Below are 25,311 nucleotides of genomic sequence, written 5' to 3' on the forward strand. Positions count from 1 at the left end.
TCACTTGCGCACGAGGCATCACGTGCGCAGGACGCGTCACATCGCGCACGGTGCGTCACATCGCGCGCTCGTGGCCCTCCCAGTAGGGCTCGCGGAGCCGGCGCTTGTAGAGCTTGCCGTTCGGATCGCGCGGCATGGTCTCGATGAAGTCGACCGTCTTGGGGCGCTTGTAGCCGGCGAGCTGCCGCTCGCAGTGGCGCAGGATCTCCGCGGCCAGCGCGTCGCCCGCCTCGAAACCCTCCGCCGGTTCGATGACGGCCTTGACCTCCTCGCCCCAGGAGGCGTGCGGGATGCCGAAGGCAGCGGCGTCGGCGACCGCCGGGTGGGTCAGCAGGGCCGATTCGATCTCGGCGGGGTAGATGTTGACGCCGCCCGAGATGATCATGTCGATCTTGCGGTCGCGGAGGAAGAGGTAGCCCTCCTCGTCCAGCAGGCCGAGGTCTCCGACGGTGAAGAAGTCGCCTATCCGGTTCTTCTTCGTCTTCCCCTCGTCCTTGTGGTAGCTGAAGCCGCCGGTGTTCATCTTCAGGTAGACGGTGCCCAGTTCCCCTGCGGGCAGCCGGTTGCCGTCGTCGTCGAAGACGGCCAGTTCACTGATCGGCCAGGCCTTGCCGACGGTTCCCGGCTTCTTCAGCCAGTCCTCGGCGGTGGCGAAGGCGCCGCCGCCCTCGCTCGCCGCGTAGTACTCCTCCACGCACCGGCCCCACCACTCGATCATCGCCCGTTTGACGTGGTCGGGACAGGGGGCGGCGCCGTGGATGGCGTGCCGCATCGAGGACACGTCATAGGCGTCCTTCGTCTCCTGCGGCAGGGCCAGGAGCCGGTGGAACTGCGTGGGGACCATGTGGGTGTGCGTGCAGGCGTGGTGCTCGATCAGGCGCAGCATCTCCTCGGGGCTCCACTTGTCCATCAGGACCAGCGGGTGCCCGATGTGCAGGGCCGCGCCCGCGAACTGCAGGACCGCCGTGTGGTAGAGCGGCGAACAGACCAGGTGGACGTTGCCGTCGAAGGGGCGGATGCCGAAGATGCCGAGGAAGCCGCCGAGGTACGTCTCCTCCGGGAGCTTGCCGGGCAGCGGCCGGCGGATCCCGCGGGGGCGGCCGGTGGTGCCGGAGGTGTAGTTCATGACCCAGCCGAGGGTGCGCTCTCCGGGGGGCGTCGCGGGCCGCCCGTCGAGGAGTTCGGCGTACGGCCTGAAGCCCGGCACGGCTCCGACCGCGTAGCGGTGGCTCGCGGGCAGGGCCGCCTCGTCGGCCGCGGCGGCGGCGGCCCCGGCGAAGCGTTCGTGGGCGATGAGGACCTTGGCGCCGGAGTCGGAGACGATCCAGGCGATCTCGGGGCCGACCAGGTGGTGGTTGACGGGCACGAGGTAGAAGCCGGCCTGGGAGGCGGCGAGGTAGGCGGTGAGGAACTCGACGCCGTTGGGGAGGACGACGGCGAAGACGTCCCCCTTTTCCATGCCCGCGGCGCGCAGGCCGTGGACCAGCCGGTTGACGTCCGCGTGGAGACGGCCGGCGGTCCACTCCTCGCCGTCGGGGGTCACCAGGACGGTGCGCCGGGGGTCCGCGGCGGCCTGGGACCAGAAGCCGTTGGGTGCCGTGTCGGTCATGGTGCTCACGCCTCTCGGGCTCGGCCGGCGATGCGGTTGATGCGGTCGATGGCGCGTTCGAAGCCGCTGGTGAGGTCGTCGAAGACCGCCTGGACGCTGCGTTCGGTGGTCATCCGGCCGACGATCTGGCCGACGGGGGTGCCGAGCAGCGGCTGGACCTCGTACTTCTGGATGCGGGAGACGGCCTCGGCGACGAGGAGTCCCTGGAGGGGCATGGGGAGCGCGCCGGGGCCCTCCGGGTCGTCCCAGGCGTCGGTCCACTCGGTGCGCAGCTGGCGGGCGGGCTTGCCGGTGAGGGCTCGGGAGCGGACGGTGTCTCCGGAGCCGGCCGCGAGGATCTTCTCGGTGAGCGCGCGGGAGTGGAGGTCGGCTTCGGTGGTGGTGAGCCAGAGGGAGCCCAGCCAGGCGCCCTGGGCGCCGAGGGCGAGGCCGGCGGCGATCTGTTCGCCGCTGCCGATGCCGCCGGCGGCGAGGACCGGGAGCGGGGCGACGGCTTCGACGACCTCGGGAACGAGGACCATGGTGGCGATGTCGCCGGTGTGGCCGCCGGCCTCGTACCCCTGGGCGATGACGACGTCGATGCCCGCTTCGGCGTGGCGGCGGGCGTGTTTGGCGCTGCCGGCGAGCGCGGCCACGAGGACTCCGCGGTCGTGGGCGCGCCGGATGACGTCGGCCGGCGGGGAACCGAGGGCGTTCGCCAGGAGTTTGACGGGGTAGTCGAAGGCGACGTCGAGCTGGTTGCGGGCGACCTGTTCCATCCAGCCGGTGATCCGCCAGCCGGACGCCTCGCCTTCGGCGAGTTCGGGCACGTGGTGCTTGGCGAGGACGTCGCGGACGAAGGCGCGGTGTCCGGCCGGAATCATCGCCTCGATGTCGGCTTCGCTGATGCCGTCGACGGCCTTCTTGGCGGGCATCACGACGTCGAGGCCGTAGGGCTTGCCGTCGGTGTGCGCCTGCATCCAGTCGAGGTCGCGCTTGAGGTCGTCGGGCGCGGTGTAGCGGACCGCGCCGAGTACGCCGAATCCGCCGGCCCGGGTGATGGCGGCCGCCACCGCCGGGAAGGGCGTGAAGCCGAAGATGGCGTGTTCGATCCCCAGTTTTTGGCTCAGCTCCGTCTCCATGGGCGGCAGGATGCCGCAGCCCGGCGGCCGAGGGAAGAGGTTTTCTGATGCAGTGTCAGATTCTTTGGGGCCCAGTCGGTGCGGACGGGGACCGGCGGGCGGGCAGATACCACTAGCGTGCGGGGGCGCCTGCGGCGCGCTCGGCGGACCTCGGGGTGGCCGGGCCGGGGAGGGCGTCCGCCCGCGCGCCCCGGGCGGCGGCGCGCCCCGGTTGCACGGCGGACGGCGGGCGCACACGTGAGCAGCGGGAATCGTGCGGCGGGCAGCGGACAGGAGGGCCGGACATGGCAACGGACACGGGGGCCGCGGCGGCGGCGGACGCCGGCAGGGAACGAACGGAGGGCCGGGGACGGGGGCACGGACACGGACACGAGCGGGTGGACGGGCACGGGCAGGCGGACGGGCACGAGCAGACGGACAAGCGCAGGCCCCGACGGGTGGGCGCGGGTGGGCCCGGGGAGGCAGACGGGCACGGGCCCGCGCAGGCAGACGGCATCCGGGACGGGCACGGGCGTGGGCGGGAGGGCGGCCCCCGGGCCGGGTGGGTGGGCGTCGGACGGGGTGGTGGTGGGCGGGGGTTGACGCGGCGGCGGTTGGGGGCGCGCCTGCTCGCGCTCGGCGGGGTGCTGGTCCTGCACGCCGCGCTCCCCGGCAGCGCCGGCGCGTCGGGCAGCCCGGCGGAGCGCCGCGCGCTCCAGGGGCTGCGGCTGCGCTACGGCTCCGCGCGCCAGGCCGGCCTGCTGGAGAGCCACCTGGAGGGGGTGGCGGACGAGGCGCGGCGGTTCCTCGGCCCCTCCCCCGAACACCCCTACTACGCGGGGGCGGTGGTCCTGGCCGGGCGCGGCCGCACCGTCGCCCTGCACCGCGCCATGGGCGACGCCGTGCGGTACGCGGACTACGACGGGCGGACCGACCGGGCCCGGGAGTTCCCGGCCGCCGAACGGATCGCGATGGCACAGGACACGGTCTTCGACCTGGCCTCGCTGACGAAGCTGTTCACCTCGATCCTGGCCGTGCAGCAGATGGAGCGCGGCCGGCTGGAGCTGGAGGCTCCGGTGCGGCGCTACCTGCCGGAATTCACGGGCGGCGGCAAGGAGCTGATCACGGTCCGTCAGCTGCTCACACACACCTCGGGGCTCCGCTCCTGGGCGCCCTTCTACCAGGAGTCCACGCGCGAAGGCCGACTGAGGCTGCTGTGGTCGGTGCGGCCCCAGGAGACCCCCGGGTCGGTGTACCGCTACTCGGACCTGAACCTCATCGCGCTCCAGCTGCTCCTGGAACGGATCACCGATCTCACTCTGGACGCCCTGCTCCACGACGAGATCACCGCTCCGCTCGGGATGCACCGCACCCGGTACAACCCGCCGCCCTCCTGGCGCCGCGGCATCGCCGCCACCGAAGTGCAGCGCCCGCCCTGGTCCGGCCTGGACCGCGGGCTGGTGTGGGGCGAGGTCCACGACGAGAACGCGCACGCGCTCGGCGGAGTCGCCGGCCATGCCGGGATCTTCGGCACGGCCTGGGACCTCGCCGTCCTCGCCCGCGCCCTGCTCGACGGCGGAGCCTACGCGGGCCGGCGCATCCTGCGCCCCGCCTCCGTCGAACTGCTCTTCACCGACTACAACACCGCCTTCCCGGGCGACGACCACGGACTCGGGTTCGAGCTCTACCAGCACTGGTACATGGGGGCCATGGCCACGCCCCACTCGGCCGGCCACACCGGCTTCACCGGCACCTCCCTCGTCCTGGACCCGTCCACCGACTCCTTCCTGATCCTGCTGGGCAACGCCGTCCATCCGGTGCGCACCTGGCGGGCCGGCAGCGCGCCGCGGGTCGCCGTCGGCAACCGCTTCGCCCGCGCCGTCCCGGTCCGTACGAGGCACGGCGGCCCGGCGTGGTTCTCCGGGACCACCCCGGGGACCTCCGGAACCCTGACCCTGCCGCCGCTCACCCCGGCGACCGCGTCGGCTCGGCTGCGCTGCGCCGTCTGGTGGGACACGGTGCCCGGCGAGGGCTCCTTCCACCTGGAGACCTCGCCGGACGGGGAGACCTGGGAGCCCCTGCCCTTCACCACGGTGCGGTCCACCGGCGGTGCGGCCGAGCCCTGGCCGCGGGGCGCGGCGGGCGGCTGGTCGGGCCGCGTCTGGCACCGCCTGGAGGCGCCCCTGACGGCTGCCTGGGCGGGCCGGGAGGTGCGGCTGCGCTTGCGCCACCGCACGAGCGGCCGCTACGTGGGGCGGGGCGTCTACGTGGACCTCGTCCGCGTGGCGGAGCCGGGGCGCCTGCTCTTCGCGGAGGACCGCCCCGCCGACGCCGCCCGCGTCACGGCCACGGGCTGGACCCGCTCGGCCGACTGAGGGCCGTTCCCGCAATCCCCGGTGGATCGGCGCGCGGTGTCGGATGCGGTGCATCGCCAGGCGGAGGGCGCCCCCACCCTGGGCGCATTCGAGCACGATCGGGCATTCCGCCAACGCCGGGGTACCTCCCGGCGGTAGCCGGGGGAGACGCGGCCGTAGCCGGCGTGGTGCGCCCGCCGGGGGTTACGGGAAAGCCCTCAGGGCGTGTCCGGCCGGTGGCGGACCAGGCAGAAGGGGTGGCCCGCCGGGTCGGCGTAGACGCGCCAGTCGCCGTGGGCCGGATCCTGGTCGAGCAGCGTGGCGCCGGCCGCCAGCACCTGCTCCTGCGCCGCCTGCGGATCGGACACGCCGAAGTCCAGGTGGAACTGCTGGGGGCGGGCCGGGTCGGGCCACCGCGGCGGACGGAAGTCCGCCACCCGCTGGAAGGCGAGGACCAGGCCGGAGGGCGCGTGCAGCGTCGCCCATTCCTCGTCGACCGACCACCGCGGGTCCGGCCGGTTGACGGCGCCGCCCAGCAGCGCCCGGTAGAAATCGGCGAGCGCGCGCGGGTCGGGGCAGTCCAGGACCACGCACTGCAGTGCAGCGATCACGACCGGACCCCGGGGCGCCCGACGGGCGGGAGCACCGCATCGATCATCCGCCGGGCGACGGAGGCCAGTTCGGCCGGATCCGGTGCCGGGCGGGAGCGGGCCGTGGCGCCTGCCAGGCGGTCGTACAGGAGCCCGTCGGTCCAGGCGACCAGCAGATCGGCGGCCTCCTCGGGCCGGTCCGCGCCCAGGGCGGCCAGGATCCCCGCGGCGCGGGTCCGCGCCCCCCGGCCCGCCCGGTGGAGGTCCGGCTCCAGTTCGGGTCGGCGGGCCGCCTCCAGGCTCAGTTCGAAACGGACCAGCTGCCGCGCCCGCCCCGACGTCAGCCAGCGGTGCAGCAGCGCGGCGAGCGCCACGGCGGCCGCGTCCCGGTCGCCCGGCGGGCGCGGCCGCCCGGCCCTGTCAGGACCGGACGTGCCCGTGTCCGGACCCCCGGGGCAGGCGTCGTCGTCGAGTACGGCGTCGGGGCCGCCGGATCCGCGGGCCGCGGCGCCGGGGCCCCCGGATCCGCGGCCCGCGGCGTCAGGGCCGGAGCCCGCACCCGTCAGGCCGGGACCGGCGGGGTCGAGGTCGGTGAGGCCGGGACCGGTGGGGTCGGCGGGGTCGAGGTCGGTGAGGCGGGGACCGGTGAGGCCGGGCCCGGCGAGGTCGAGGTCGGCGAGGTCGAGGTCGGCCAGCCGCTGGTAGCACGCGGCGATCAGCGCCGTCCGCGTCCGGAAGTAGTACGAGGTACTGCCCGCCGGCAGCCGCGCCGCGCCGTCGACCGCCCGGTGGGTCAGGGCCCGCAGCCCGCCCGCGGCGACGAGGTCGATCGCGGTGTCCGCGATGAGGGTCCTGCGGTCGGGGCCGCGCTCGGGGGTGGACATGATGTCACTCTACAGCTGTAGAGTGACCTCACTCCTCCTCTACGGATGTAGAGGAGGAGTTCGGCGAGGGAGGCGACATGTCACAGCGTCATGCGGTCGTGGCGGGTGCGGGGATCGGCGGGCTGAGCGCGGCCCTGGCCCTGCACCGCCGCGGCTGGCGGGTCACCGTGTGCGAGCGGGCGGACGGGCCGACGGCCGCCGGCGCCGGCATCGTCCTGGCCCCCAACGCCCTGCGCGCCTTCGACACCATCGGCTTCGACGCCACCCGCGCCGCGGGGCGCGCCGTCCCCGCCGCCATGGGCCTGCGCCGCCCCGACGGCCGCCTGCTCAGCCGCGCCGACACCGCCGCGCTGGCCGCCCGGTACGGCCGGCCGCCGCTCGCGGTGCACCGCGCGGCCCTCGCCGCCGCCCTGGCCGCCGGGCTGCCCGGCGGCACGGTCCGCTACGGGGCCGCGGTCACCGCCGTGGACGACGCGGACGGCAGCCCGGTGGTCCGCACCGCCAGCGGTGACCTGGAGGCCGACCTCGTCGTCGCCGCCGACGGCATCCACAGCCCCCTGCGCCGGCACTACTTCCCGGACCACCCGGGCCTGCGCCACAGCGGGGAGACCGCCTGGCGCACCGTCCTGCCCGCCGGTCCCGGCGGCCCGGCCGGGACGGCGGCCGCCGAGACGTGGGGCCGCGGCGAACGTTTCGGGATCGTCCCGCTCGCCGACGGCCGGGTGTACCTCTATGCCACCGCCGTCGTCCCCGAGGGGTACCGGCCCGCGGACCTGCGCCGCGAACTGCTGGCCCGCTTCGGCGCCTGGCACGACCCGATCCCCGCCCTGCTGGAGCGGATCGACCCGGCGGCCGTGCTCCAGCACGACCTGTACGACCTGGCCGCCCCGCTCCCCCGCTACCACCGGGGCCGCGTCGCCTGGCTCGGCGACGCCGCCCACGCCATGACGCCCAACCTCGGCCAAGGGGCCTGCCAGGCCATCGAGGACGCCGCCGTCCTGGCCCATCTGGCGGACGCGCGGGACCTGCCGGCCGCCCTCGCCGCCTACAGCGCGGCCCGCTGCGCCCGCACCGACGCCATCCGCGTCCGCGCCCGCCGGGTCGGCCGGGCCGCGGCATTCAGCCACCCCCTGGCGCGCGCCGCCCGGGACCTCGCCGTCCGCGTCACCCCCGCCCGCCTCGCACGGCGGGCCTTGGACGACCTCTTCGACGGCTTCGCGCTCCCCGCGGCACTCACCCCTGCGGCATGATCCCCGTGCCCCGGGGCAGGGACTCTCGTTGGTGAGGTTCGTTGACCTTTCAACACGAAGGAAGGCAGAGTCACATGACCACCGACATCGACTGGGACCACCCGACCGACCCCCGCCCGGGGACCTGGCAGCGCGACCACGTCAAGCTGTACGTGGAGTCGAACGGAGCCGAAGGCCACCACTGGAACGGCACCCAGACGCTCCTGCTCACCACCGTGGGCCGGGTCTCCGGCAATCCGGTGCGCACCCCCCTCATCTACGGCGAGGCCGACGGCCGCTACCTCGTCGTCGCCTCCAAGGGCGGCGACCCGGCGCACCCGCTGTGGTACCGGAACCTGACCGAGAACCCCGAGGTCCGCATCCAGGTCGGACCCGAGGTCCTCCAGGGTTCTGCCCGCACCGCGAGCGCCGAGGAGCGTACCGCGTACTGGCCGGTGATGGTCGGCCACTGGCCCGCCTACGACGAGTACCAGGCCAAGACCGACCGCGAGATCCCGATCGTGGTCATCGAGCCCGTGCGCTAGCGGGACCGCCCGGCAGCCGGCCCGCGGCAGGCTCCCCCGCACGGCAGCCCGGCCGTGCGGCAGCCGGGCTCCCGACCGGTCAGTGTCCCAGCACCGCCATCGCCGCGTTGTGCCCGGGGATACCGCTGACCCCGCCCCCGCGCACCGCCCCCGCACCGCACAACAGGACGTTGCGGCGGGCGGTCCGCACGCCCCACCGGCCCGCTCCCTCGGTGTCCTCGGGCCCGTACGGCCAGGACAGGTCCCCGTGGAAGATGTGGCCGCCGGGCAGGCGCAGTTCGCGTTCGAGGTCGAGCGGGGTCTTGGCCTCGATGCAGGGCCGCCCGTCCGCGTCGAAGGCCAGGCAGTCGGTGAGCGGTTCGGCCAGGTGCTGGTCCAGCTGGGCGAGGGTCGCGGTCAGCAGCACCTCGCGCGCCTGCCGGTTGTCGTGCCCGAACAGCCGCGCCGGGGCGTGCAGCCCGAAGAGCGTGAGCGTCTGGTAGCCCTGTTCCGCCGGCTCCGGTCCGAGGATCGTCGGGTCACTCAGGGAATGGCAGTAGATCTCCGAGGGCGGTACGGACGGCAGTTCGCCAGCCGCGGCCTCGGCGTAGGCCCTGGCGAGTTCGGCGTAGCCCTCGGCGATGTGGAAGGTGCCGCCGAAGGCTTCGCGCGGGTCGACGGCGGAGTCCTTCAGCCGGGGCAGGCGGCGCAGCAGCATGTTGACCTTGAGCTGGGCCCCTTCGGGCGCCGGCTCCCCCGGTGCCTCGCCGAGGAGTTCGGCCAGCGCCCGCGGCGAGGCGTTCACCAGGACCGAGCGGCCGACGACGCGTCCCTCCCCCAGCGCCGTACGGAACACCACCTCGGCAGGTGCCGTGCCGTCCGTGTCGATCCGCAGGACCTCGTGCCCGGTGGCGATCTCCGCCCCGGCCGCCCGGGCGGCCCCGGCCAGCGCGTCGGTGAGCGCGCCCATGCCGCCGACGGGCACGTCCCAGTCCCCGGTGCCGCCGCCGATGACGTGGTAGAGGAAGCAGCGGTTCTGCGCGAGCGAGGGGTCGTGGGCGTCCGCGAAGGTGCCGATGAGCCCGTCGGTCAGGACCACGCCCCGCACGAGGTCGTCGGCGAAGTGCCGCTCCACCGCCTGCCCGAGGGGCTCCTCGAACAGCATCCGCCAGGCCGCGTCGTCGTCGACGCGGGCCCGCAGCGCCCCGCGGGTGGGCAGCGGCTCGGTCAGGGTCGGGAAGACCTTGCGGGCGATCCGGCCCGTCGTGCCGTAGAAGGCGCGCCAGGACTCGTACTCCCGGTCCGAGCCGGTCAGCCGCGCGAAGGACTCGCGGGTGCGCGTCTGTCCGCCGCCGACGAGCAGGCCGCCCGGGCGGCCGCCGCGCAGGGTGGGCGTGTACGAGGACACGGTGCGCCGTCTCACCGCGAAGCGCAGGCCCAGATCCCGCACGATCTTCGCGGGGAGCAGGGAGACGAGGTACGAGTAGCGCGAGAGACGGGCGTCGACCCCGGCGAAGGGGCGGGTGGAGACGGCCGCTCCGCCGGTGTGCCCGAGCCGTTCCAGGACGAGGACCGCGCGGCCGGCGCGGGCCAGGTACGCGGCGGCGACCAGGCCGTTGTGACCACCGCCCACGATCACGTCGTCGTAGACCTCGTGCCCGAAACTGCCGGAGCCCCGCATCGCCGTCATGGCTCTTGGTAGCACACCTGGCCGAGCCGCTCCAGACAGTGGGCCTCGTCGGCGTGGGCCAGCGCGGTGTCGGGATGCTCGTCCCCGAGGGCCCGTTCCCGGATGCCCGCGAGGTCCCGGTAGATGGGCAACGCCTCTTCCCAGCGGCCCAGCCGGCCGAGCCCGGCGGCCAGTTCCCGGCGGCTGATCAGGGTGTCCGGATGCTCGGGGCCGAGCACCTTGGCGCGGGCGGCGCCGACCTGCCGCGCCTCGGCGACCGCCTCCTCCCAGCGCTCCAGACGGCCCAGGTTGACGCCGAGGACATGGCGGGCCCTGAGCGTCTCCGGGTCGGTGGCTCCGTAGGCCCGGGTGCGGTCGCGGACCAGCGCCCGGAACAGGTCGAGGGCCTGGGCACTGTTCCCGGTACGGCCGAGCGCGATGCCGGCCTCGTAGCGCGCGGCGAGGGTGTCCGGGTGGTCGCGGCCGAGGACGCGTTCGCGTACGGCGGCGACCTCGCGGAAGACGGCGAGGGCCTCCTGCCAGCGGTCCAGGCGGCCGAGCGCGTAGGCCACCTCGTAGCGGGTCAGCAGGGTGTCCGCGTGCTCGGCTCCGAGCACGGCCGCCCGGTCGGCGGCGACCGCGGCCGCGGCGGTGTGCGCCTCGGCGAAGCGGCCCAGCGCGCCCAGGGCGCAGGCCAGGTTGTGGCGGCAGCGCAAGGTGTCGGGGTGGAGCGCCCCCATGGTGCGCTCGCGGGCGACGAGCACCGTGCGGTAGACGGCGTACGCCTCCGGGTGGCGGCCGAGGCGGCTCAGTTCGTACGCCGCCTCCTGGCGCGCCGCGAGGGTGTCGGGATGGTCGGGCCCGAGGACCCGGGCGCGTCCTTCGGCCACGGCTTCGTACGCGGCGAGCGCCTCTTCGGGGCGGCCGGCGCGGCTGAGGGAGAAGGCGCGCGTGTGGCCGGCGGCCAGGGCGTCGGGGTGGGCCTCCCGGGGGCCCGGGAAGCGCGGCATCCCGTAGGCCGCCGTGAGCCGCGGGTCCTCGTCGGGCGCGGGGCGGACCAGCGGCCGGGGGCCGGCCCCGCCCGCGGTGGCGTGCCCGCCGCTCGGGCGCGGCCCGGCCGGCCGGCCGCCGCCGGGGAGCGGGACGGACAGTCCGCCGGTGCGCGGGACGGGGTGCCCGCCGGTGCGCGGGAGGGGGTGCCCGCCGGTGTGCGGGACAGGGTCCCCACCGGGGCGCAGGACGGGGTGCTCGCCGGTGCGCGGGACAGGGTCCCCGCCGGGGCGCAGGACGGGGCGCTCGCCGGTGCGCGCGGCCGTCCAGGAGCCGGTGAGCACGGCCCATTCGCCGCTCGCGGGACGGGCCTCGGTCCCCGCCTTGCGGCCGGCGGTCATCCCGCGGGCCCACACCGGGAGCGGAGGCCGGGCGGCGGGCGGGCCGCCGGGTTCCAGGCGTGCTTCGACGAGGCGGCGGTGCAGGTGGCGCGCGTCGGCGGGGCGGTCCTCGGGGCACTTGGCGAGGAGGTCCAGGACGACCTGCTCGAAGTAGTCCGGCAGTTCGGGCCGGTGCTCGCGGGGTGGTACGGGCGCGGTGTCGCGGTGGCCGACCAGGACGGACCAGGAGTCGCCGAGGTCGAAGGGCGGGGCGCCCGTGGCGATCTCGTAGAGGACGCAGCCGAGGGAGTAGAGGTCGCTGCGGTGGTCGACCTCGCCGCCCGCGATCTGTTCGGGCGACATGTAGTGCGGGGTGCCCATGGCCATGCCGCCGCCGGTGAGTTTGGCGGTGAAGCCGATGTCGTGGGCGAGGCGGGCGATGCCGAAGTCGCAGATCTTCACGGTGCCGTCGGTGAGCCGCATGATGTTGGCGGGCTTCAGGTCGCGGTGGACCACTCCCTGGTCGTGGGTGTAGCCGAGGGCCGCGGCCAGCTGCTCCGCGACGTCGACGACCACGTCCACCGGCAGGGGGCGGGTCTCGCTGTCCTCCATGAGCTGGCTGAGGTTGCGGCCTTCGAGGAGTTCCATGACGAGGTAGAGGGGGCCGCCGGACGCGCTGTCGTCGCCGAAGTCGTGCACGACGGTGACGCCCCGGTGCTGCAGGGACGCGGCGACGCGCGCCTCGCGGCGGAAGCGCTCGCGCAGCACCTGGGTGAAGTGGGCGTCCTGCTCGGACCCGATCGGCTTGAGGCACTTCACGGCGACCTGCCGGCCCAGCGATTCGTCCCGGGCGCGCCACACCTCGCCCATGCCGCCGCGGCCGATGAGGTCGAGGGACCGGTACCGGCCCTGGATCAGTCTGGACTCCGCCATGTCTTGAAGTCGCCCCCGTCGTCGTGCCACGCCCTCCCCGGCCCGTCCAGTATGGCCGCTGATGTACGCAGTGTGTGCGCCGAGGGGCGACTCCCGGGGCCCATGCGGCGCATCGCTTTCAAGATGTGACCTGGCGGCAGCTGCCAGCGCAGACCTGCGGGAATGCTGCGCAGGGCGTGTCCGGTGAGGCGCAGGCGGCGGGTGAGGTCGCGTGGTGCGGGTGCGGGGCGCCCGTACAGCTGGTGTGCCCAGCCGGGGAGGGAGCCGTAGGCGAGGCCGGCGAGTGGCCGCCACAGCAGGTTTCGGCCAGGGACGAGGAGGGGGTGGACGGGTGGTCCGCGCAGGAAGTCGTCCACGGCACGGGCGTCGGGGCCGGCGGCCAGGGCGGGGCGGACCTGCTCGAAGTAGGCGGCCAGGGCGGCGGTGTCCGCGGGGACGGCACCGGGGTCCAGGCCGACGAGGCGGGCGTTGACCCGGTTCTCGTCGACATAGGCGTCGGCCTGGGCGGCGGTGAGCGGAACGCCGGAGCGGCGCAGGACGTGCAGGAAGCTGTCGATCTGGGCGCAGTGGACCCACAGCAGCAGGGCGGGGTCGTCGACGGGGAACCGCTCGCCGGTGTCCGGATCGGTGGCCGAGAGCCCGCGGTGGATCGCGCGGACCCGCGCCCCGGCGCGTTCGGCCGCCTCGGTGGTGCCGTAGGTGAGGGTGCCCACGAAGTCGGCGGTGCGCAGCAGCCGCCCCCAGGCGTCGCGCCGGAAGTCGGAGTTCTCCATGACGCCGCGGACGGCCCGCGGGTGCAGTGCCTGGAGGTAGAGCGCGCGGACCCCGGCGATCCACATCACCGGGTCGCCGTGGCACTGCCAGGTGACGGAGGACGGCCCGTACAGCCCCGGGTCGGGAGCGGCCGCGGTGCTTCCCATCCCGTACCTCCTGTCGCCGGCGTCCGGCGGACCAGCCTACGAGGCGGACGGCGCGCCGGCCAGGGTGCCGGCGGTCCGCACGGACCGGCCGCGGCGGCCGTCCCGTCCCGGCCGGCCGCCGCGTCCGTCGGGCCGGTACGGGGGTGAGGCGGTGCGTCTCGTCGCCTGCGGGCCGTACGGGGCCTTCCGGACCCTCATGCTCCCGGCTCCCGCGGCCGGCTGCCGGCGCGGCCGCCGGCCGCCAGCAGGGCCAGTACGGCCAGCACCACCAGCAGGATCAGGACCAGCAGCAGGACGGTGAGCACCGTCGGGTGGTTCCACAGCGCGAACACCAGCGCCAGGACCAGCAGCACGCCGGTGGTCAGCGGGCGCCGGTGGGCCGACACCCAGGTGCCCGCGCGCCCGGTGCGCACGCCGTGGGCGGCGCCCCAGCCGGCGGCGGAGTCGGCCGCGCGCTCGGCGGTGCCGCGCACGCCGCGGGGCAGCCGTCCGGCGCCGGACAGGTAGGCGCCCAGCGCCACGAGGACGCCGAGGACCGCCGCGGTCCGGACGGCGACCCTGAGGAAGCGCACCAGGGTGTCGAAGACCGCCGCCGCCGCGGCCGGTGACTGCACCTGCGCCGGAAGGTGGCCGAGGTAGTAGCGGCGGGCGAGGACCAGGCCGAGGGCGAGGAGCAGGCAGGCGGCGGCCGCGCACAGCGAGGTGGTCACCAGGGCACGCCGGCGCCGCCGTGCCAGCAGTACGCCGATCGTCCCGAGCACCACCGTGAGGACGGGCAGCCAGTTGCCGACCACGTCCAGGAGGTGGACGGCGCCCCTGATCTTCCCGAGCTCGGCGGACTGGAAGAGCACCATCTGCTTGTCGACCTCGGGGATCTTCTGCGCCGGGGACAGGCCCGCCGCGACGAGTTCCTGCTTGACCTTGTCCACGGCGGCGCCGACGTCGAGCGTGACGGTGCCGCCCTCCACCTCCACCGCGCCGCGGCCGTGGCCCGTCAGCGCGTGCACCACCGCGGAGTGGGCCGCGCGGTTGGCGGTCGTCCAGACGGTCTCGAAGCGGTCGCTCTCGACGAAGCGGGTCGCGACCTTGGAGACGGCGGCTTCGACGGCCGCGTCCAGCTGCGGGCCCAGCGACTTGACGGCCGTGCCGACGCGGGGCGGCAGCCCCTGCGCCTGGAGCCAGCCCGCCAGGTCCGAGGCGACCCGGGCGCCGTCGACCCGGACGCCGGCCGCTTCGGTGACGCGGTGGACGGCGGCCGCCTCGATCGCCGGGTCCGAGGCGAGCGGGGAGACGGTGGCGACGTACCGGTCGGTGTCCAGCACGATGTCGTGCACCCAGACGGTGAGGAGCGAGAGGGGTACGAGGATGCAGGTCAGCGTGATCAGAACCGCCGAGACGGTACTGGCGGCGATGCGCCGCGCCCGCGAGCCGCCCGCCCGGTCCTGCGTGTGGCCCGCCGGGCCCACCGTGTGGCCCGCCCGATCCTGCGTGCGGCCCGCCCGGGACGCCCCGCCGGGGGCCCCGCCGGGGGCCCCGCCGGATGCCGCGCCGGGCGCCTCGGGCAGCGGATCACCGGACGGCCGGGAGGACTCGGGCGGCTCGGGCGGCTCGGACGGCTGGGTCATAGCGCTCCCCGGGACGGGCAAGGCGGAAGTTCGCTTCCCGGCCATTGGACACGCGCCGCCCCCGCCGCGCGCTCTGTGTTGCGCCCATGGTGTGACGCGGCCCCGGGAACACCGGGCCGCCCGCGACCCGCACCGTCCGGGGACCCGCGCGCCGATCCGCGCGCCCGCGCGGGCCCGTCAGCGGCGGACCCGGGGCATGCCGAGGCCGATCCAGGCGATGATCTCGCGCTGGATCTCGTTGTTGCCGCCGCCGAAGGTGAAGATGACGGCGCTGCGGTAGCCGCGTTCCAGTTCGCCGTGCAGGACCGCGCCGGCGGAGCCGTCCTTCAGGGATCCGGCCGCGCCCACGACCTCCATGAGCCAGGCGTACGCGTCCCGGCGCGCCTCGGAGCCGTAGACCTTGACCGCGGAGGCGTCCTGCGGGGTGAGGGTGGCGGACTGGACCGCATTGACCATCTGCCAGTTGAGCAGTTTCATCGCGTCGAGCCGGGCGTGCGTGCGGGCGAGACGGCCGCGGACCCAGCCGAGGTCGATGACCCGGCGGCCGTCGGCCAGCTTGGTCTGCGCGGCCCAGCGCTGGACGTCGTGCAGGGCCCGGATGGCCATCGTGCCGTGGGCGGCCAGGGTGACGCGCTCGTGGTTGAGCTGGTTGGTGATCAGGCGCCAGCCCTGGTTCTCCCGGCCGACGCGCCGGCTCGCGGGGACCCGGATGTCCTCGTAGTGGCTGGCGGTGGTGTCGTGCGAGGCCAGGGTGTTGATGAGGGTGCAGGAGTAGCCGGGGTCGGAGGTCGGCACCAGGAGCATGGTGATGCCCTTGTGCGCGGGGGCGTCCGGATCGGTGCGGACGGCGAGCCAGACCCAGTCGGCGGTGTCGCCGTTGGTCGTCCAGCTTTTCTGCCCGTTGACGACGTAGGTGCCGGTCTCCTCATCGCCCTCCCGGACGGCCTTGCACGTGAGGGCGGCGAGGTCGGTGCCGGCGTCCGGCTCGCTGTAGCCGATGGCGAAGTCGATCTCGCCCGCGAGGATCCGGGGCAGGAAGTACGCCTTCTGCTCCTCGGTGCCGAACTGCATGAGGGTCGGCCCGACGGTGTTGAGCGCCATCAGGGGCAGCGGGACGACCGCCTGCGCGGCCTCGTCGAAGAAGATGAACTGGTCCATCGGCGACATCCCGCGTCCGCCGTACTCCTTCGGCCAGCCGATCCCGAGCCAGCCGTCGGCTCCCAGCCGCCGGATCGTCTCGCGGTAGAACCGCTTCTGCGCGGCCGGGTCCTGGTAGCGGGCGTAGACGTCCTCAGGCACCAGATCGGCGAAGTAGGCGCGCAGCTCCGTGCGCAACTGCTGTTGCTCAGGCGTGTATTCGAGGTGCACGGCCCCTCCGGGAATCTCGCGGTCCAGCCGGTCGCTGTGGTGGCGGCGGACAGATTAGAACCTGTTCCAACAATGCGGAAGGACCCGCGTACGGCCGTTCATACTGGCCGTATGACGAGCCCGCGGAGCAGAGCAGAGTTCTTCGTAGATCCCGAGCTGGACGACCGGTTCACCGGCCCCGCGACCGGCGACGAGCGACGCATGCTGGTGGCCTTCCTGGCCGATCAGCGCGCCACTCTGGAGCTCAAGTGCGCCGGTCTGGAGCCGGAGTTGGCGCGCCGGGCGGTGGAGCCGTCGACGCTCTCGCTGCTCGGGCTGGTCCGGCACCTCGCCGATGTCGAGCGCCGGTGGTTCCGCCGGGTGCTGGCGGGCGAGCCCGTGCTGCCCCGCTTCTCCTCGTCGGCCGAACCCGACGGGGACTTCGACGGCGCCGCCGCCGGTCCGGCGGCGGTCGCGGCGGCGTGGGAGGCCTGGCGCACCGAAGTGGCCTTCGCCGAGCACCTCGTGGCCGCGGCGCCCGGACTGGACGTGGAGGGGTACGACGCGTGGCGCGGCACGGTGTCACTGCGCTGGGTCCTGATCCACATGGTGGAGGAGTACGCCCGGCACAACGGGCACGCCGATCTGCTCCGCGAGCGGATCGACGGAGCCGTGGGCATCTGAGTCGGGCGGGCGGGAGGGAGGGACAGGTGGACCGACCGGCCCCATCGGCCCTCCCGGCGGCGCCGCCGCGGAATGCGAACCGCGGGCCGCGGCGCCCAATCGCGGCCGCCGGCGCCCCGGCCGCCGCCGTCCGTGCCGTCCGGGACCGGCTCCCGTCGCCAACGCCTTTTGCTGCGAACCCAGTCCGCCACCGTCTGATCGGCGGCGCCAGTTCAGCGGCGTCAGTTCAGCGCGCTGATCATGGCCGCGGCCGTCGCCGCCATCGCCGTGCGGGCGGCCGTCAGGTAGGGCCTGGGGTCGGCCGGGGTGAGGTGGGTGCGGATGGCCTGCGTCATGGCCACGTTCAGCGCGGTGCCGATGTTGACCTTGCGGATGCCGCCCGCGACCGCCGCCGCGAGCTCCGCGTCCGGCAGTCCGGAGGAGCCGTGCAGGACCAGGGGCACCTCGACCGTTTTCGCCAGGCGGGCCAGCAGCGCGTGGTCCAGGGCGGCCGTCCGGCTGGTCATGGCGTGGCTGCTGCCGATGGCGACGGCCAGCGCGTCGACCCCGGAGTCGGCGACGAAACGACGCGCCTCGTCGGGGTCGGTCCGGGCGCCGGGCGCATGCGGGTCCAGGGGGGCGGCGCCGTTCTTCCCGCCCACTTCGCCCAGTTCGGCTTCGATCCACAGCCCGTTGGCGTGCGCCCAGTCGGCTGCGGAACGGGTCGCCTCCAGGTTCTCGGCGTAGGCCAGGTGCGCGGCGTCGTACATCACCGACCTGTAGCCCGCCTCGCCGGCCTGGCGCAGCAGCTCGGGGCTCTTGACGTGGTCGAGGTGCAGGCCGACGGGGACCGTCGCGGCCTCGGCGCAGGCCACGGCGGCGCGGGAGATGGGCAGCAGCCGCCCCCCTCGGAACTTCACGGCGTTCTCGCTCAGTTGCAGGATCACCGGCAGGCCGGCCTCCTCGGCTCCCGCGATGACGGCTTCGGCGTGCTCCAGCGTGATGATGTTGAAGGCGGCGACGGCGCGGCCGGCGCCGGCCGCCTCCAGCACCAGCGTGCCCGCGGGGACGAGGCTCATCGGACGGCCTCCTCTCCGGCGGTGAGGATCACCGAGCGGGTGAGGTGGCGCGGCGCGTCGGGATCCAGCTGCCGGTGGGCGGCCACGGCGAGGGCGAGGCGGTGGACGCGGACCAGCTCGGCGAGGGGGTCGAGCCGGCCGGCCACCCATTGGGCGCCGGTGCTCCGCACCTGCTCGGCGAGCCCGTCGGGGGCCCCGTCGAGCGACCAGGTGACGGCGCCGGGGCCGGTGACGCTGATGGGCCCGTGCCGGTACTCCATCGCCGGATACGACTCGGCCCAGGACAGGGAGGCTTCGCGCATCTTGAGCGCGGCCTCATGCGCGAGGCCGACGCTCCAGCCCCGGCCCAGGAAGGTGAAGGGGCCGGCGCTCGCCGGGTCGGCGGGGAGCGGCTCGGTGAGGGCGGTGCGGGCGTCGGCGACCGCGCGCTCGGTGTGCAGCCCGGCGTGGGCGCGCAGCAGGGTGAGGGCGGTGGTGGCGAAGCGGGTCTGGACGACGGACCGCTCGTCGGCGAAGTCGAGGACGACGAGCTCGTCGGCCAGGGTCATCACCGGCGTGGCGGGATCGCCGGTGACGGCGGTCGTCGGCACGCCCGCGTCCCGGAGCGCGGCCAGCAGGTCGAGCACTTCGGTGGTGGTCCCGGAACGGGTCAGCGCGACGACCCGGTCGTAGCGGCGGTGGCGCGGGAACTCGGAGGCGGGAAAGGCGTCGGTCTCCCCCTGGCCGGCCTCCTCGCGCAACACGGCGGCCGCCTGGGCCATGTAGTACGAGGTCCCGCACCCGACGATCGCGGCGCGTTCCCCCGGCTGCGGCAGCACCGCCCGCCGGGCCGGGGCCAGTTCGGCGGCCCGCTCCCAGCATGCGGGCTGCGTGCCCAATTCGTGCGCGACGTGACTCATGCGGGCTCCCTCGGGCGGCAGACGGACTGCGATGCGCTTTCCTGCAAGGTATCCGGCAGTTTCGCGCAACTTCAAGCATCCGTGGCCGGAGCGCCTGGGTTAATGTCGGCGGGTACGCCGATGGAGCACGCGGCAGGATGCGACAGGACACCGAAGGGGGCGGCCCGTGACCCGCAAGGAGCGCTGGCAGACACTGCTGGATCTGCTGGTGGAGCGGGGCGGGCTGGAGGTGGAGCCGGCCGCCGAGGCCCTGGGCGTGTCGGCCGCGACCATCCGGCGCGACCTCGACCAGCTCGCCGAGCAGCAGCTGCTGGTGCGCACGCGCGGCGGCGCGGTGCTGCACGGGGTCAGCTACGAACTCCCCCTGCGCTACCGCACCTCGCGCCGCGCCGCCGAGAAGCGGCGCATCAGCGAGGCCGTGGCGGCGCTGATCACCCCGGGCGAGGTGATCGGTCTGACGGGCGGCACCACCACCACCGAGGTGGCGAGGGCCCTGGCCGGCCGCCCGGACCTGGCCTCCGGCTCCCCGGCGCTGACGGTGGTGACCAACGCGCTCAACATCGCGGGCGAACTGGTGATCCGGCCCCAGTTCAAAATCGTAACCACGGGCGGGGTGGCACGCCCCCAGTCCTACGAGCTGACGGGTCCCCTCGCCGAGCAGGTGCTCGGACAGCTCGCGGTGGACACGGCGGTGCTCGGCGTGGACGGCTTCGACCCGGTGGACGGCGCGGCGACCCGGCACGAGGACGAGGCGTCGGTCAACCGCCTGCTGTGCGAGCGGGCCCGCCGGGTCGTGATCGCGGCCGACTCCAGCAAGCTCGGGGTGCGCGCCTTCGCCCGGATCTGCGCGACCGCCGCGGTGGACGTCCTGGTGACGGACACCGGCCTGACGGCGGCCGTGGCCACGCAGTTCGAGACGGCGGGCGTCGAGGTCCTGCGGGTGTGAACCCCGCCGGCGCCCGGCAGGTGACCGTACCCGACCGGGGTCGCCCCGGGCGGCCCGGCGCCGGGCCGCCCGGGGCGACCCCGGTCGACACCCCGTGACGGCCGGGGGAGCATGAAGGGGTGGGCACTACCGGATACCTCCGGTTGCCGTGCCGCACGGCAACCGGAGGCGCAGCCGGGGCTGAGGGACGGCGGGCGGGCCGTCGCCCCGCCGGTCACCCCGTGCCCGGGGCGATGCGCAGCCCCGTCCCTGCGGCCGTGCCGCGGCCTCCCGCGGCCGTCCCGCGCTCCCCCTCGACTCCCCGACAGGAGCACCTCATGTACCGACGCACCCGACGCGCCGTGATCACTTCCCTGCTCGTCTCCTCGGTGGCGTGCGGCGGCGCCGTCGTCCTCGCGCCCTCCGCCGGCGCGGCGGTGCCGGCCGCCAGCTGTACGGTCACGCCCTCCGCGGACGGGACGTCCGTCACCATCTCCGGTGAGGGGTTCACGGCCCCGCGCACCCTGAACGACGGGGAGTCCACGGTGCCCCTGAGCGTGGACGCGACCGGGCACTTCCTGCTGAAGCGCTTCCAGAAGAACGTGAGCTACACGGTCCTCGCGGTCAACGAGGACCAGAACTTCACCTTCGTGAACTGCCGGGTCGTCAAGGCACCGAACCCGCAGAGCCCGCAGCCGACCCCGAAGGCGACTCCCCAGAACTCCCGGGACGACCGCGCCCAGGGCCGTCAGGCCGGTGGCGAGGCGGGCCGGGCCGCGGCCGCCTCCAGCTGCAACACCCGCCCCAAGCCGGACAAGGGCCAGCAGCACAGTGCCGCCTACTGGCAGGCCTGGACACAGGCGGCCAACCGCGCCTTCAACCAGGTCTGCGGCCGCTGACCACCGGTCCTCGGGCCGGCCCCGACCCCGACCGCCGGGCCGGGGTCGGGACCCTGGGCCCCCCGACGCCCCGGCGGGTGCGTCAGTGGGCCGGCAGCCGCTGTGACTCGCGGACCAGGGCGGCCAGTACGGGGGCGATGAGCGGGTGCGTCTCGCCGCCCCGGCGGGTCGCGGCGAACACCCGCCGCGTCGCGGCCGGCCCGGCGACCGGACGGACCTGGACCTCCTTGAGGTCCATGCCCCGCAGTGCCGAGCGGGGCACGAGGGCGACTCCGGCCCCCGCGCCCACCAGCGCCGTCACCGCGCGGAAGTCGTCGGAGGAGTGCGCGAACCGGGGCTGGAAGCCGGCCAGTTCGCAGGCCAGCAGCGTCACGTCGTGGCACGGGTTGCCGGGGTACTGGCCCACCCAGTCCGATTCCGACAGGTCCGCCAGCGCCACCTCGGGCAGGACCGCCAGCGGGTGCGCCGACGGCAGCACGGCGTCGAAGGGCTCGGCGTACAGCGGGAGGACCGACAGCCGGGCGTCATCGGCTCCGGGCCCGCCCCGGTACTCCACCGCCAGGGCCACGTCCGCCTCGCCGTCCAGCAGCAGCGGCAGACTCTGGTCGCCCTCGGCGTCCCGCACGCGCAGCCGGATGCCCGGCCGGTCCAGCGACAGCCGGGCGATGGCCGGAGCGAGGACCTCCGCGATCCCGGTGGCGAAGGCGGCCACCGTGACCTCGCCCGCCGAACCGTCCGCGTAGGCGGCGAGCTCGGCCTCCGCGCGCTCCAGCTGGGCGAGGACCTCGTGGGCGTGGCCGAGCAGGATCTCACCGGCGGCGGTCAGCCGTACGCCCCGCCCGCTGCGGGTGAGCAGCGCGTGGCCCGTCTCCTGCTCCAGCGCCGCGAGCTGCTGGGACACGGCGGAGGGGGTGAGGTAGAGGGCTGCGGCCGCGGCGGTCACCGTACGGTGGTCCGCCACGGCCCGCAGGATGCGCAGCCGGCGGGGGTCGATCACCCCGCCATTGTCTCAGGACGCACGGGCGCCCCGGGCCGCTCGCCCGCCCCGCGCCGCCCGCCCCGCGCCGCTCCGCCCGCGCCACGCAGGCGCCCCGGACGGCGGCCGGCCGCCCCGGCCCGCCCGGCGCGTACCGCCGCGGCCGGCGGGCGCCGTCAGAGCGCGGTCGTCGCCAGCGCCGTGCGGGCGTCGATGAAAGCGGCCACCGCACGCTCCACGTCGGCCGTCGAGTGGGCCGCCGAGAGCTGGACGCGGATCCGTGCCGCGCCCATCGGCACGACCGGGTAGGAGAAGCCGATCACGTAGACCCCGCGCTCCAGCAGCAGCTCGGCCATCTTCGCCGCCTCGGCGGCGTCACCGATCATCACCGGGGCGATGGCGTGGTCGCCGGGCAGCACCTCGAAACCGGCCTCGGTCATCTTCGTGCGGAAGAGCGCGGTGTTGGCGGCCAGCTGCTCACGCAGGTCACCGGCCGACTCCAGCAGGTCGAGGACCTTGAGGGAGGCGGCGGCGATGACGGGGGCGAGGGAGTTGGAGAAGAGGTACGGGCGCGAACGCTGGCGCAGCAGCTCCACGATCTCGGCGCGCGCCGCGACATAGCCGCCGGAGGCGCCGCCCAGGGCCTTGCCGAGGGTGCCGGTGATGATGTCGACGCGGTCCATGACGCCGTGCAGCTCGGGGGTGCCGCGGCCGCCGGGGCCCACGAAGCCGACGGCGTGCGAGTCGTCGACCATGACCATGGCGTCGTAGCGCTCGGCCAGGTCGCAGATCTCCGCGAGCGGCGCGACGTAGCCGTCCATGGAGAAGACGCCGTCGGTGACGATCAGGCGGCGGCGGGCGTCCTGCGCCTCCTTGAGCCGGGTCTCCAGCTCCGCGAGGTCGCGGTTGGCGTAGCGGTAGCGGCGGGCCTTCGACAGGCGGATGCCGTCGATGATCGAGGCGTGGTTGAGCGCGTCGGAGATGACCGCGTCCTCGGCGCCGAGGAGGGTTTCGAAGACGCCGCCGTTGGCGTCGAAGCAGGAGGAGTAGAGGATGGTGTCCTCCTGGCCGAGGAAGGCCGACAGCCGCGCCTCCAGCTCCTTGTGCACCTCCTGCGTCCCGCAGATGAAGCGGACGGAGGCCATGCCGTAGCCCCAGCGGTCCAGCGCGTCCTTCGCGGCGGCGACGACCTCGGGGTGGTCGGCCAGCCCCAGGTAGTTGTTGGCGCAGAAGTTGAGCACCTCCACTCCGGCCTCCGGCCGGGAGGTGCCCCCGGCGCCGCCCGAGGTCACGGCGACGGCCGCGTTCTGCGGGGTGCCGATGACGCGCTCGGGCTTGTGCAGGCCGGCGGCGCGGATCTCGTCGAGGGTGGAGCGCAGGTCCTCGCGTACGGACTCGAACATGGTGCGGTTCTCCTTGTGCGGCGGAGGCGGACGAGGGGGCCGGGCCCCGCGGAGGGGGAGGGTGTGCGGGGCCCGGCCGGGGAGAGGTGGTCTGTGCGGCCCGGGAGGGGGCGGCGGGTCGTTACGCCGTCCAGTCCAGGATGATCTTGCCGCTCCTGGCGGTGGACGCCTCGTCGAAGGCCGCCTCGAAGTCGCGGTGCGAGTAGCGGCCGGTGATGACCGGGCCGAGGTCGAGCCCGCCCTCCAGCAGCACCGTCATCGCGTACCAGGTCTCGAACATCTCGCGTCCGTAGATGCCCTTGATGGTGATCATCGAGGTGACGACCTTGGCCCAGTCCACGGGGAACTCCTGCGCGGGCAGGCCCAGCATGGCGATGCGGCCGCCGTGCGTCATGTTGTCGATCATCTCGCGCATGGCCTCGGGGCGGCCGGACATCTCCAGGCCGATGTCGAAGCCCTCGCGCAGGCCGAGGGAGAGCTGCGCGTCGGCGATGGAGGACTCTGCGACGTTCACCGCGAGCGTGGCGCCCGCCTTGCGGGCGATCTCCAGCCGCTCGGGGCTGACGTCGGTGATGACGACGTTGCGCGCACCGGCGTGCCGGGCCACGGCCGCCGCCATGATCCCGATCGGTCCGGCGCCGGTGATCAGGACGTCCTCACCGACGAGGGGGAAGGACAGCGCGGTGTGCACGGCGTTGCCGAACGGGTCGAAGATCGCCGCGACGTCCAGGTCCACCGCGGTCCGGTGGACCCACACGTTCTGCGCGGGAAGGACCACGTACTCGGCGAAGGCGCCGTCCCGGCCGACCCCGAGGCCGATCGTGCTGCGGCACAGGTGGCGGCGCCCGGCCAGACAGTTGCGGCACCGGCCGCACACCAGGTGTCCCTCGCCGCTGACCAGGGCGCCGATCTCGATGTCACGGACGTCCGCGCCGAGGGCGGCGACCTCGCCGACGAACTCGTGGCCGAGGACCAGCGGGGTCTTGACCGCACCCTGCGCCCAGCCGTCCCAGGCGCGGATGTGGAGGTCGGTTCCGCAGATGCCGGTGCGCAGCACCTTGATCAGCACATCGCCGGGACCGTACTCGGGCTCGGGGACGTCCATGAGCCACAGCCCGGGCTCGGCCTTGTGCTTGACGAGTGCCTTCATGGGGGTGGCTCCAGGCATGCCGAAGGAGGCGCCGCGCGCGCGGGGGCGCGGTCGGCGTCGGTGACGGTGACCAATCTGCCGAGCGGCGCGGTGATCAGTCCATCGAGACTTTCTTAAGCGGGTCGACAGCCCAGCTTCACGCCTATGCTCCTCACCTGACGGGGCAGGGCCGGGCCGGTTGCGGACCGGATGGGGACCGGGGAACGGGGAGGTGAGGGGCGTGCCGAGTCTGCGCAGCAGGGCGCTGTCGGCGGCGCTGATCGCGGCGGGACGGCGAAGACGGTTCGAGAGCGCCGAGGCGGTGCGGACACGGGTGGCCCGGTCGGCGCGACGCCCCGCCTCCCACCTGCCGCCGCGCTCGCTGGGCCGGGTCGCGGACATCTCGCGGACCTTCGTCGGGGCCTGGCCGGTGTACGACGTCTGCCCGCAGGGCGCCGAACCGGCCGCCCGGGTGCTGTACGTGCACGGCGGCGGATACGTCGACGAACTGGTGCGCACGCACTGGGCGATGGTCCGGACCCTGGTGACGCGGGCGGGGGCGCGGGTCGTCGTACCGGCGTACGTCCTCGCGCCGCGCGGGACCGCCGACCGGACGGTCCCGGCCGCCGCGGACCTGCTCAGCGGCCTGATCGCGAGCGGCGGCGCGGGCGGGACCGTGCTCATCGGGGATTCGGCCGGGGCCGGGCTGGCGCTGGCCGCCGCGCAGCGGCTGCGCGACCGCACCGGGGCGCAGCCGTCCCGGATCGTGCTGATCTCACCCTGGCTGGACGTGACGATGAGCCATCCGGACCAGGCGGGCCTGGAGGCGGCCGACCCGATGCTGGCCCGCCCGGGACTGCGGGAGGCCGGCCGGCTGTACGCGGGAACCCTGACCTGCGACGATCCCCGAGTGAGCCCGCTGCGCGGGTCCTTCGGGGGACTGGCGCCCCTGACGGTGTTCACCGGGACCCGGGACGTGCTGAGCACGGACAGCAGGGAACTGCTGGGCCGCGCCCGCGCGGCGGGGGTGGAAGTGGAGTTCCACGAGGAAGCGGGACTGCCGCACGCCTACCCGCTGCTGCCGCTCCCGGAGGGCCGGGCGGCGCGCGACCGGATCGTCGAGCTGATCCGGTCCGCGGTGGATCTGTGACGAGCCGCCGCCGCCACCGGGCCCGGCCTTGCGG

The 25,311-nt window shown here is 74.9% G+C and carries 21 protein-coding genes; 7 read left to right on the top strand and 14 right to left on the bottom strand.

From position 1 onward, the window contains the following. Nucleotides 1-55: 55 nt before the first annotated feature. Together AMK16_RS22030 and AMK16_RS22035 are read right to left on the bottom strand one after the other, a co-directional pair. Nucleotides 56-1,609, bottom strand: a complete 1,554-nt coding sequence (locus AMK16_RS22030; RefSeq protein WP_073918370.1) for an acyl-CoA synthetase — start codon at nt 1,607-1,609, stop codon at nt 56-58. Between the two features lie 5 nt (nt 1,610-1,614). Next, the gene (locus tag AMK16_RS22035) at nt 1,615-2,730 is read right to left on the bottom strand and encodes an NAD(P)H-dependent flavin oxidoreductase (RefSeq protein ID WP_073918372.1); all 1,116 of its coding nucleotides are present in this window, start codon (nt 2,728-2,730) and stop codon (nt 1,615-1,617) included. Nucleotides 2,731-3,323: 593 nt separating this feature from the next. Between AMK16_RS22035 and AMK16_RS22040 the strand changes: the two genes are divergently transcribed. After that, entirely contained in the window at nt 3,324-5,084 is a 1,761-nt protein-coding gene (locus AMK16_RS22040; RefSeq protein ID WP_242438833.1) for a serine hydrolase domain-containing protein, read from the top strand. Between the two features lie 197 nt (nt 5,085-5,281). On the opposite strand, the gene AMK16_RS22045 is transcribed toward AMK16_RS22040, so the two are convergent. Both AMK16_RS22045 and AMK16_RS38540 read right to left on the bottom strand, forming a co-directional pair. Continuing rightward, a complete protein-coding gene (locus tag AMK16_RS22045; protein ID WP_073918375.1) occupies nt 5,282-5,674 on the bottom strand; it encodes a VOC family protein in 393 nt (130 codons plus the stop codon). Beyond that, nucleotides 5,671-6,537: a TetR/AcrR family transcriptional regulator gene (locus tag AMK16_RS38540; protein ID WP_443333593.1), complete on the bottom strand. Its 867-nt coding sequence runs from the start codon at nt 6,535-6,537 to the stop codon at nt 5,671-5,673. The genes AMK16_RS22045 and AMK16_RS38540 overlap by 4 nt, the downstream gene beginning before the upstream one ends. A 77-nt stretch (nt 6,538-6,614) precedes the next feature. Here AMK16_RS38540 and AMK16_RS22060 point away from each other — a divergent pair, with 77 nt between their 5' ends. Together AMK16_RS22060 and AMK16_RS22065 are read left to right on the top strand one after the other, a co-directional pair. After that, nucleotides 6,615-7,787 (top strand): FAD-dependent monooxygenase, encoded by a 1,173-nt coding sequence (locus AMK16_RS22060; RefSeq protein ID WP_073918377.1) that lies wholly within the window; start codon nt 6,615-6,617, stop codon nt 7,785-7,787. Between the two features lie 74 nt (nt 7,788-7,861). Beyond that, nucleotides 7,862-8,311: a nitroreductase family deazaflavin-dependent oxidoreductase gene (locus AMK16_RS22065; protein WP_073918378.1), complete on the top strand. Its 450-nt coding sequence runs from the start codon at nt 7,862-7,864 to the stop codon at nt 8,309-8,311. A gap of 79 nt (nt 8,312-8,390) precedes the next feature. Here the strand turns inward: AMK16_RS22065 and AMK16_RS22070 are convergent, their stop codons facing one another. From AMK16_RS22070 to AMK16_RS22090, 5 genes are all read right to left on the bottom strand, one after another. After that, nucleotides 8,391-9,980, bottom strand: a complete 1,590-nt coding sequence (locus tag AMK16_RS22070; RefSeq protein ID WP_079191653.1) for a phytoene desaturase family protein — start codon at nt 9,978-9,980, stop codon at nt 8,391-8,393. Next, a complete protein-coding gene (locus tag AMK16_RS22075; protein WP_073918380.1) occupies nt 9,977-12,262 on the bottom strand; it encodes a serine/threonine-protein kinase in 2,286 nt (761 codons plus the stop codon). The genes AMK16_RS22070 and AMK16_RS22075 overlap by 4 nt, the downstream gene beginning before the upstream one ends. Then, entirely contained in the window at nt 12,244-13,182 is a 939-nt protein-coding gene (locus tag AMK16_RS22080; RefSeq protein ID WP_073918381.1) for an oxygenase MpaB family protein, read from the bottom strand. Before AMK16_RS22080 ends, AMK16_RS22075 begins: the two co-directional genes overlap by 19 nt. A 194-nt stretch (nt 13,183-13,376) precedes the next feature. Continuing rightward, nucleotides 13,377-14,807 (bottom strand): hypothetical protein, encoded by a 1,431-nt coding sequence (locus tag AMK16_RS22085; RefSeq protein WP_242438834.1) that lies wholly within the window; start codon nt 14,805-14,807, stop codon nt 13,377-13,379. Between the two features lie 177 nt (nt 14,808-14,984). Then, nucleotides 14,985-16,175, bottom strand: a complete 1,191-nt coding sequence (locus AMK16_RS22090; RefSeq protein ID WP_073918383.1) for an acyl-CoA dehydrogenase family protein — start codon at nt 16,173-16,175, stop codon at nt 14,985-14,987. A gap of 111 nt (nt 16,176-16,286) precedes the next feature. Here AMK16_RS22090 and AMK16_RS22095 point away from each other — a divergent pair, with 111 nt between their 5' ends. After that, nucleotides 16,287-16,838 (top strand): DinB family protein, encoded by a 552-nt coding sequence (locus tag AMK16_RS22095; protein WP_079191654.1) that lies wholly within the window; start codon nt 16,287-16,289, stop codon nt 16,836-16,838. 221 nt (nt 16,839-17,059) lie between these two features. Here the strand turns inward: AMK16_RS22095 and AMK16_RS22100 are convergent, their stop codons facing one another. After that, nucleotides 17,060-17,896, bottom strand: a complete 837-nt coding sequence (locus AMK16_RS22100; protein WP_073918384.1) for a class II fructose-bisphosphate aldolase — start codon at nt 17,894-17,896, stop codon at nt 17,060-17,062. Then, entirely contained in the window at nt 17,893-18,795 is a 903-nt protein-coding gene (locus AMK16_RS22105; protein WP_073918386.1) for an SIS domain-containing protein, read from the bottom strand. Before AMK16_RS22105 ends, AMK16_RS22100 begins: the two co-directional genes overlap by 4 nt. A 166-nt stretch (nt 18,796-18,961) precedes the next feature. Here AMK16_RS22105 and AMK16_RS22110 point away from each other — a divergent pair, with 166 nt between their 5' ends. Together AMK16_RS22110 and AMK16_RS22115 are read left to right on the top strand one after the other, a co-directional pair. Beyond that, entirely contained in the window at nt 18,962-19,741 is a 780-nt protein-coding gene (locus AMK16_RS22110) for a DeoR/GlpR family DNA-binding transcription regulator (RefSeq protein WP_073918388.1), read from the top strand. A gap of 317 nt (nt 19,742-20,058) precedes the next feature. Beyond that, nucleotides 20,059-20,619 (top strand): hypothetical protein, encoded by a 561-nt coding sequence (locus AMK16_RS22115; protein ID WP_073918390.1) that lies wholly within the window; start codon nt 20,059-20,061, stop codon nt 20,617-20,619. Between the two features lie 82 nt (nt 20,620-20,701). Here the strand turns inward: AMK16_RS22115 and AMK16_RS22120 are convergent, their stop codons facing one another. The 3 genes from AMK16_RS22120 to tdh all read right to left on the bottom strand — a co-directional run bounded on the left by AMK16_RS22120 (nt 20,702) and on the right by tdh (nt 24,148). Further along, nucleotides 20,702-21,616, bottom strand: coding sequence for a LysR family transcriptional regulator (locus AMK16_RS22120; RefSeq protein WP_073918391.1), 915 nt, complete (start codon nt 21,614-21,616; stop codon nt 20,702-20,704). A gap of 155 nt (nt 21,617-21,771) precedes the next feature. Then, a complete protein-coding gene (locus AMK16_RS22125; protein ID WP_073918393.1) occupies nt 21,772-22,998 on the bottom strand; it encodes a glycine C-acetyltransferase in 1,227 nt (408 codons plus the stop codon). A 121-nt stretch (nt 22,999-23,119) separates the two neighbouring features. Next, entirely contained in the window at nt 23,120-24,148 is a 1,029-nt protein-coding gene (tdh, locus tag AMK16_RS22130) for an L-threonine 3-dehydrogenase (protein WP_073918394.1), read from the bottom strand. 220 nt (nt 24,149-24,368) lie between these two features. Between tdh and AMK16_RS22135 the strand changes: the two genes are divergently transcribed. Continuing rightward, complete coding sequence (locus AMK16_RS22135; RefSeq protein WP_073918396.1) at nt 24,369-25,277, top strand: alpha/beta hydrolase fold domain-containing protein; 909 nt, start codon at nt 24,369-24,371, stop codon at nt 25,275-25,277. The last annotated feature ends 34 nt before the right edge of the window (nt 25,278-25,311 follow it).

The organism is Streptomyces sp. CB00455, from assembly GCF_001905445.1.
Lineage (GTDB): Bacteria > Actinomycetota > Actinomycetes > Streptomycetales > Streptomycetaceae > Streptomyces.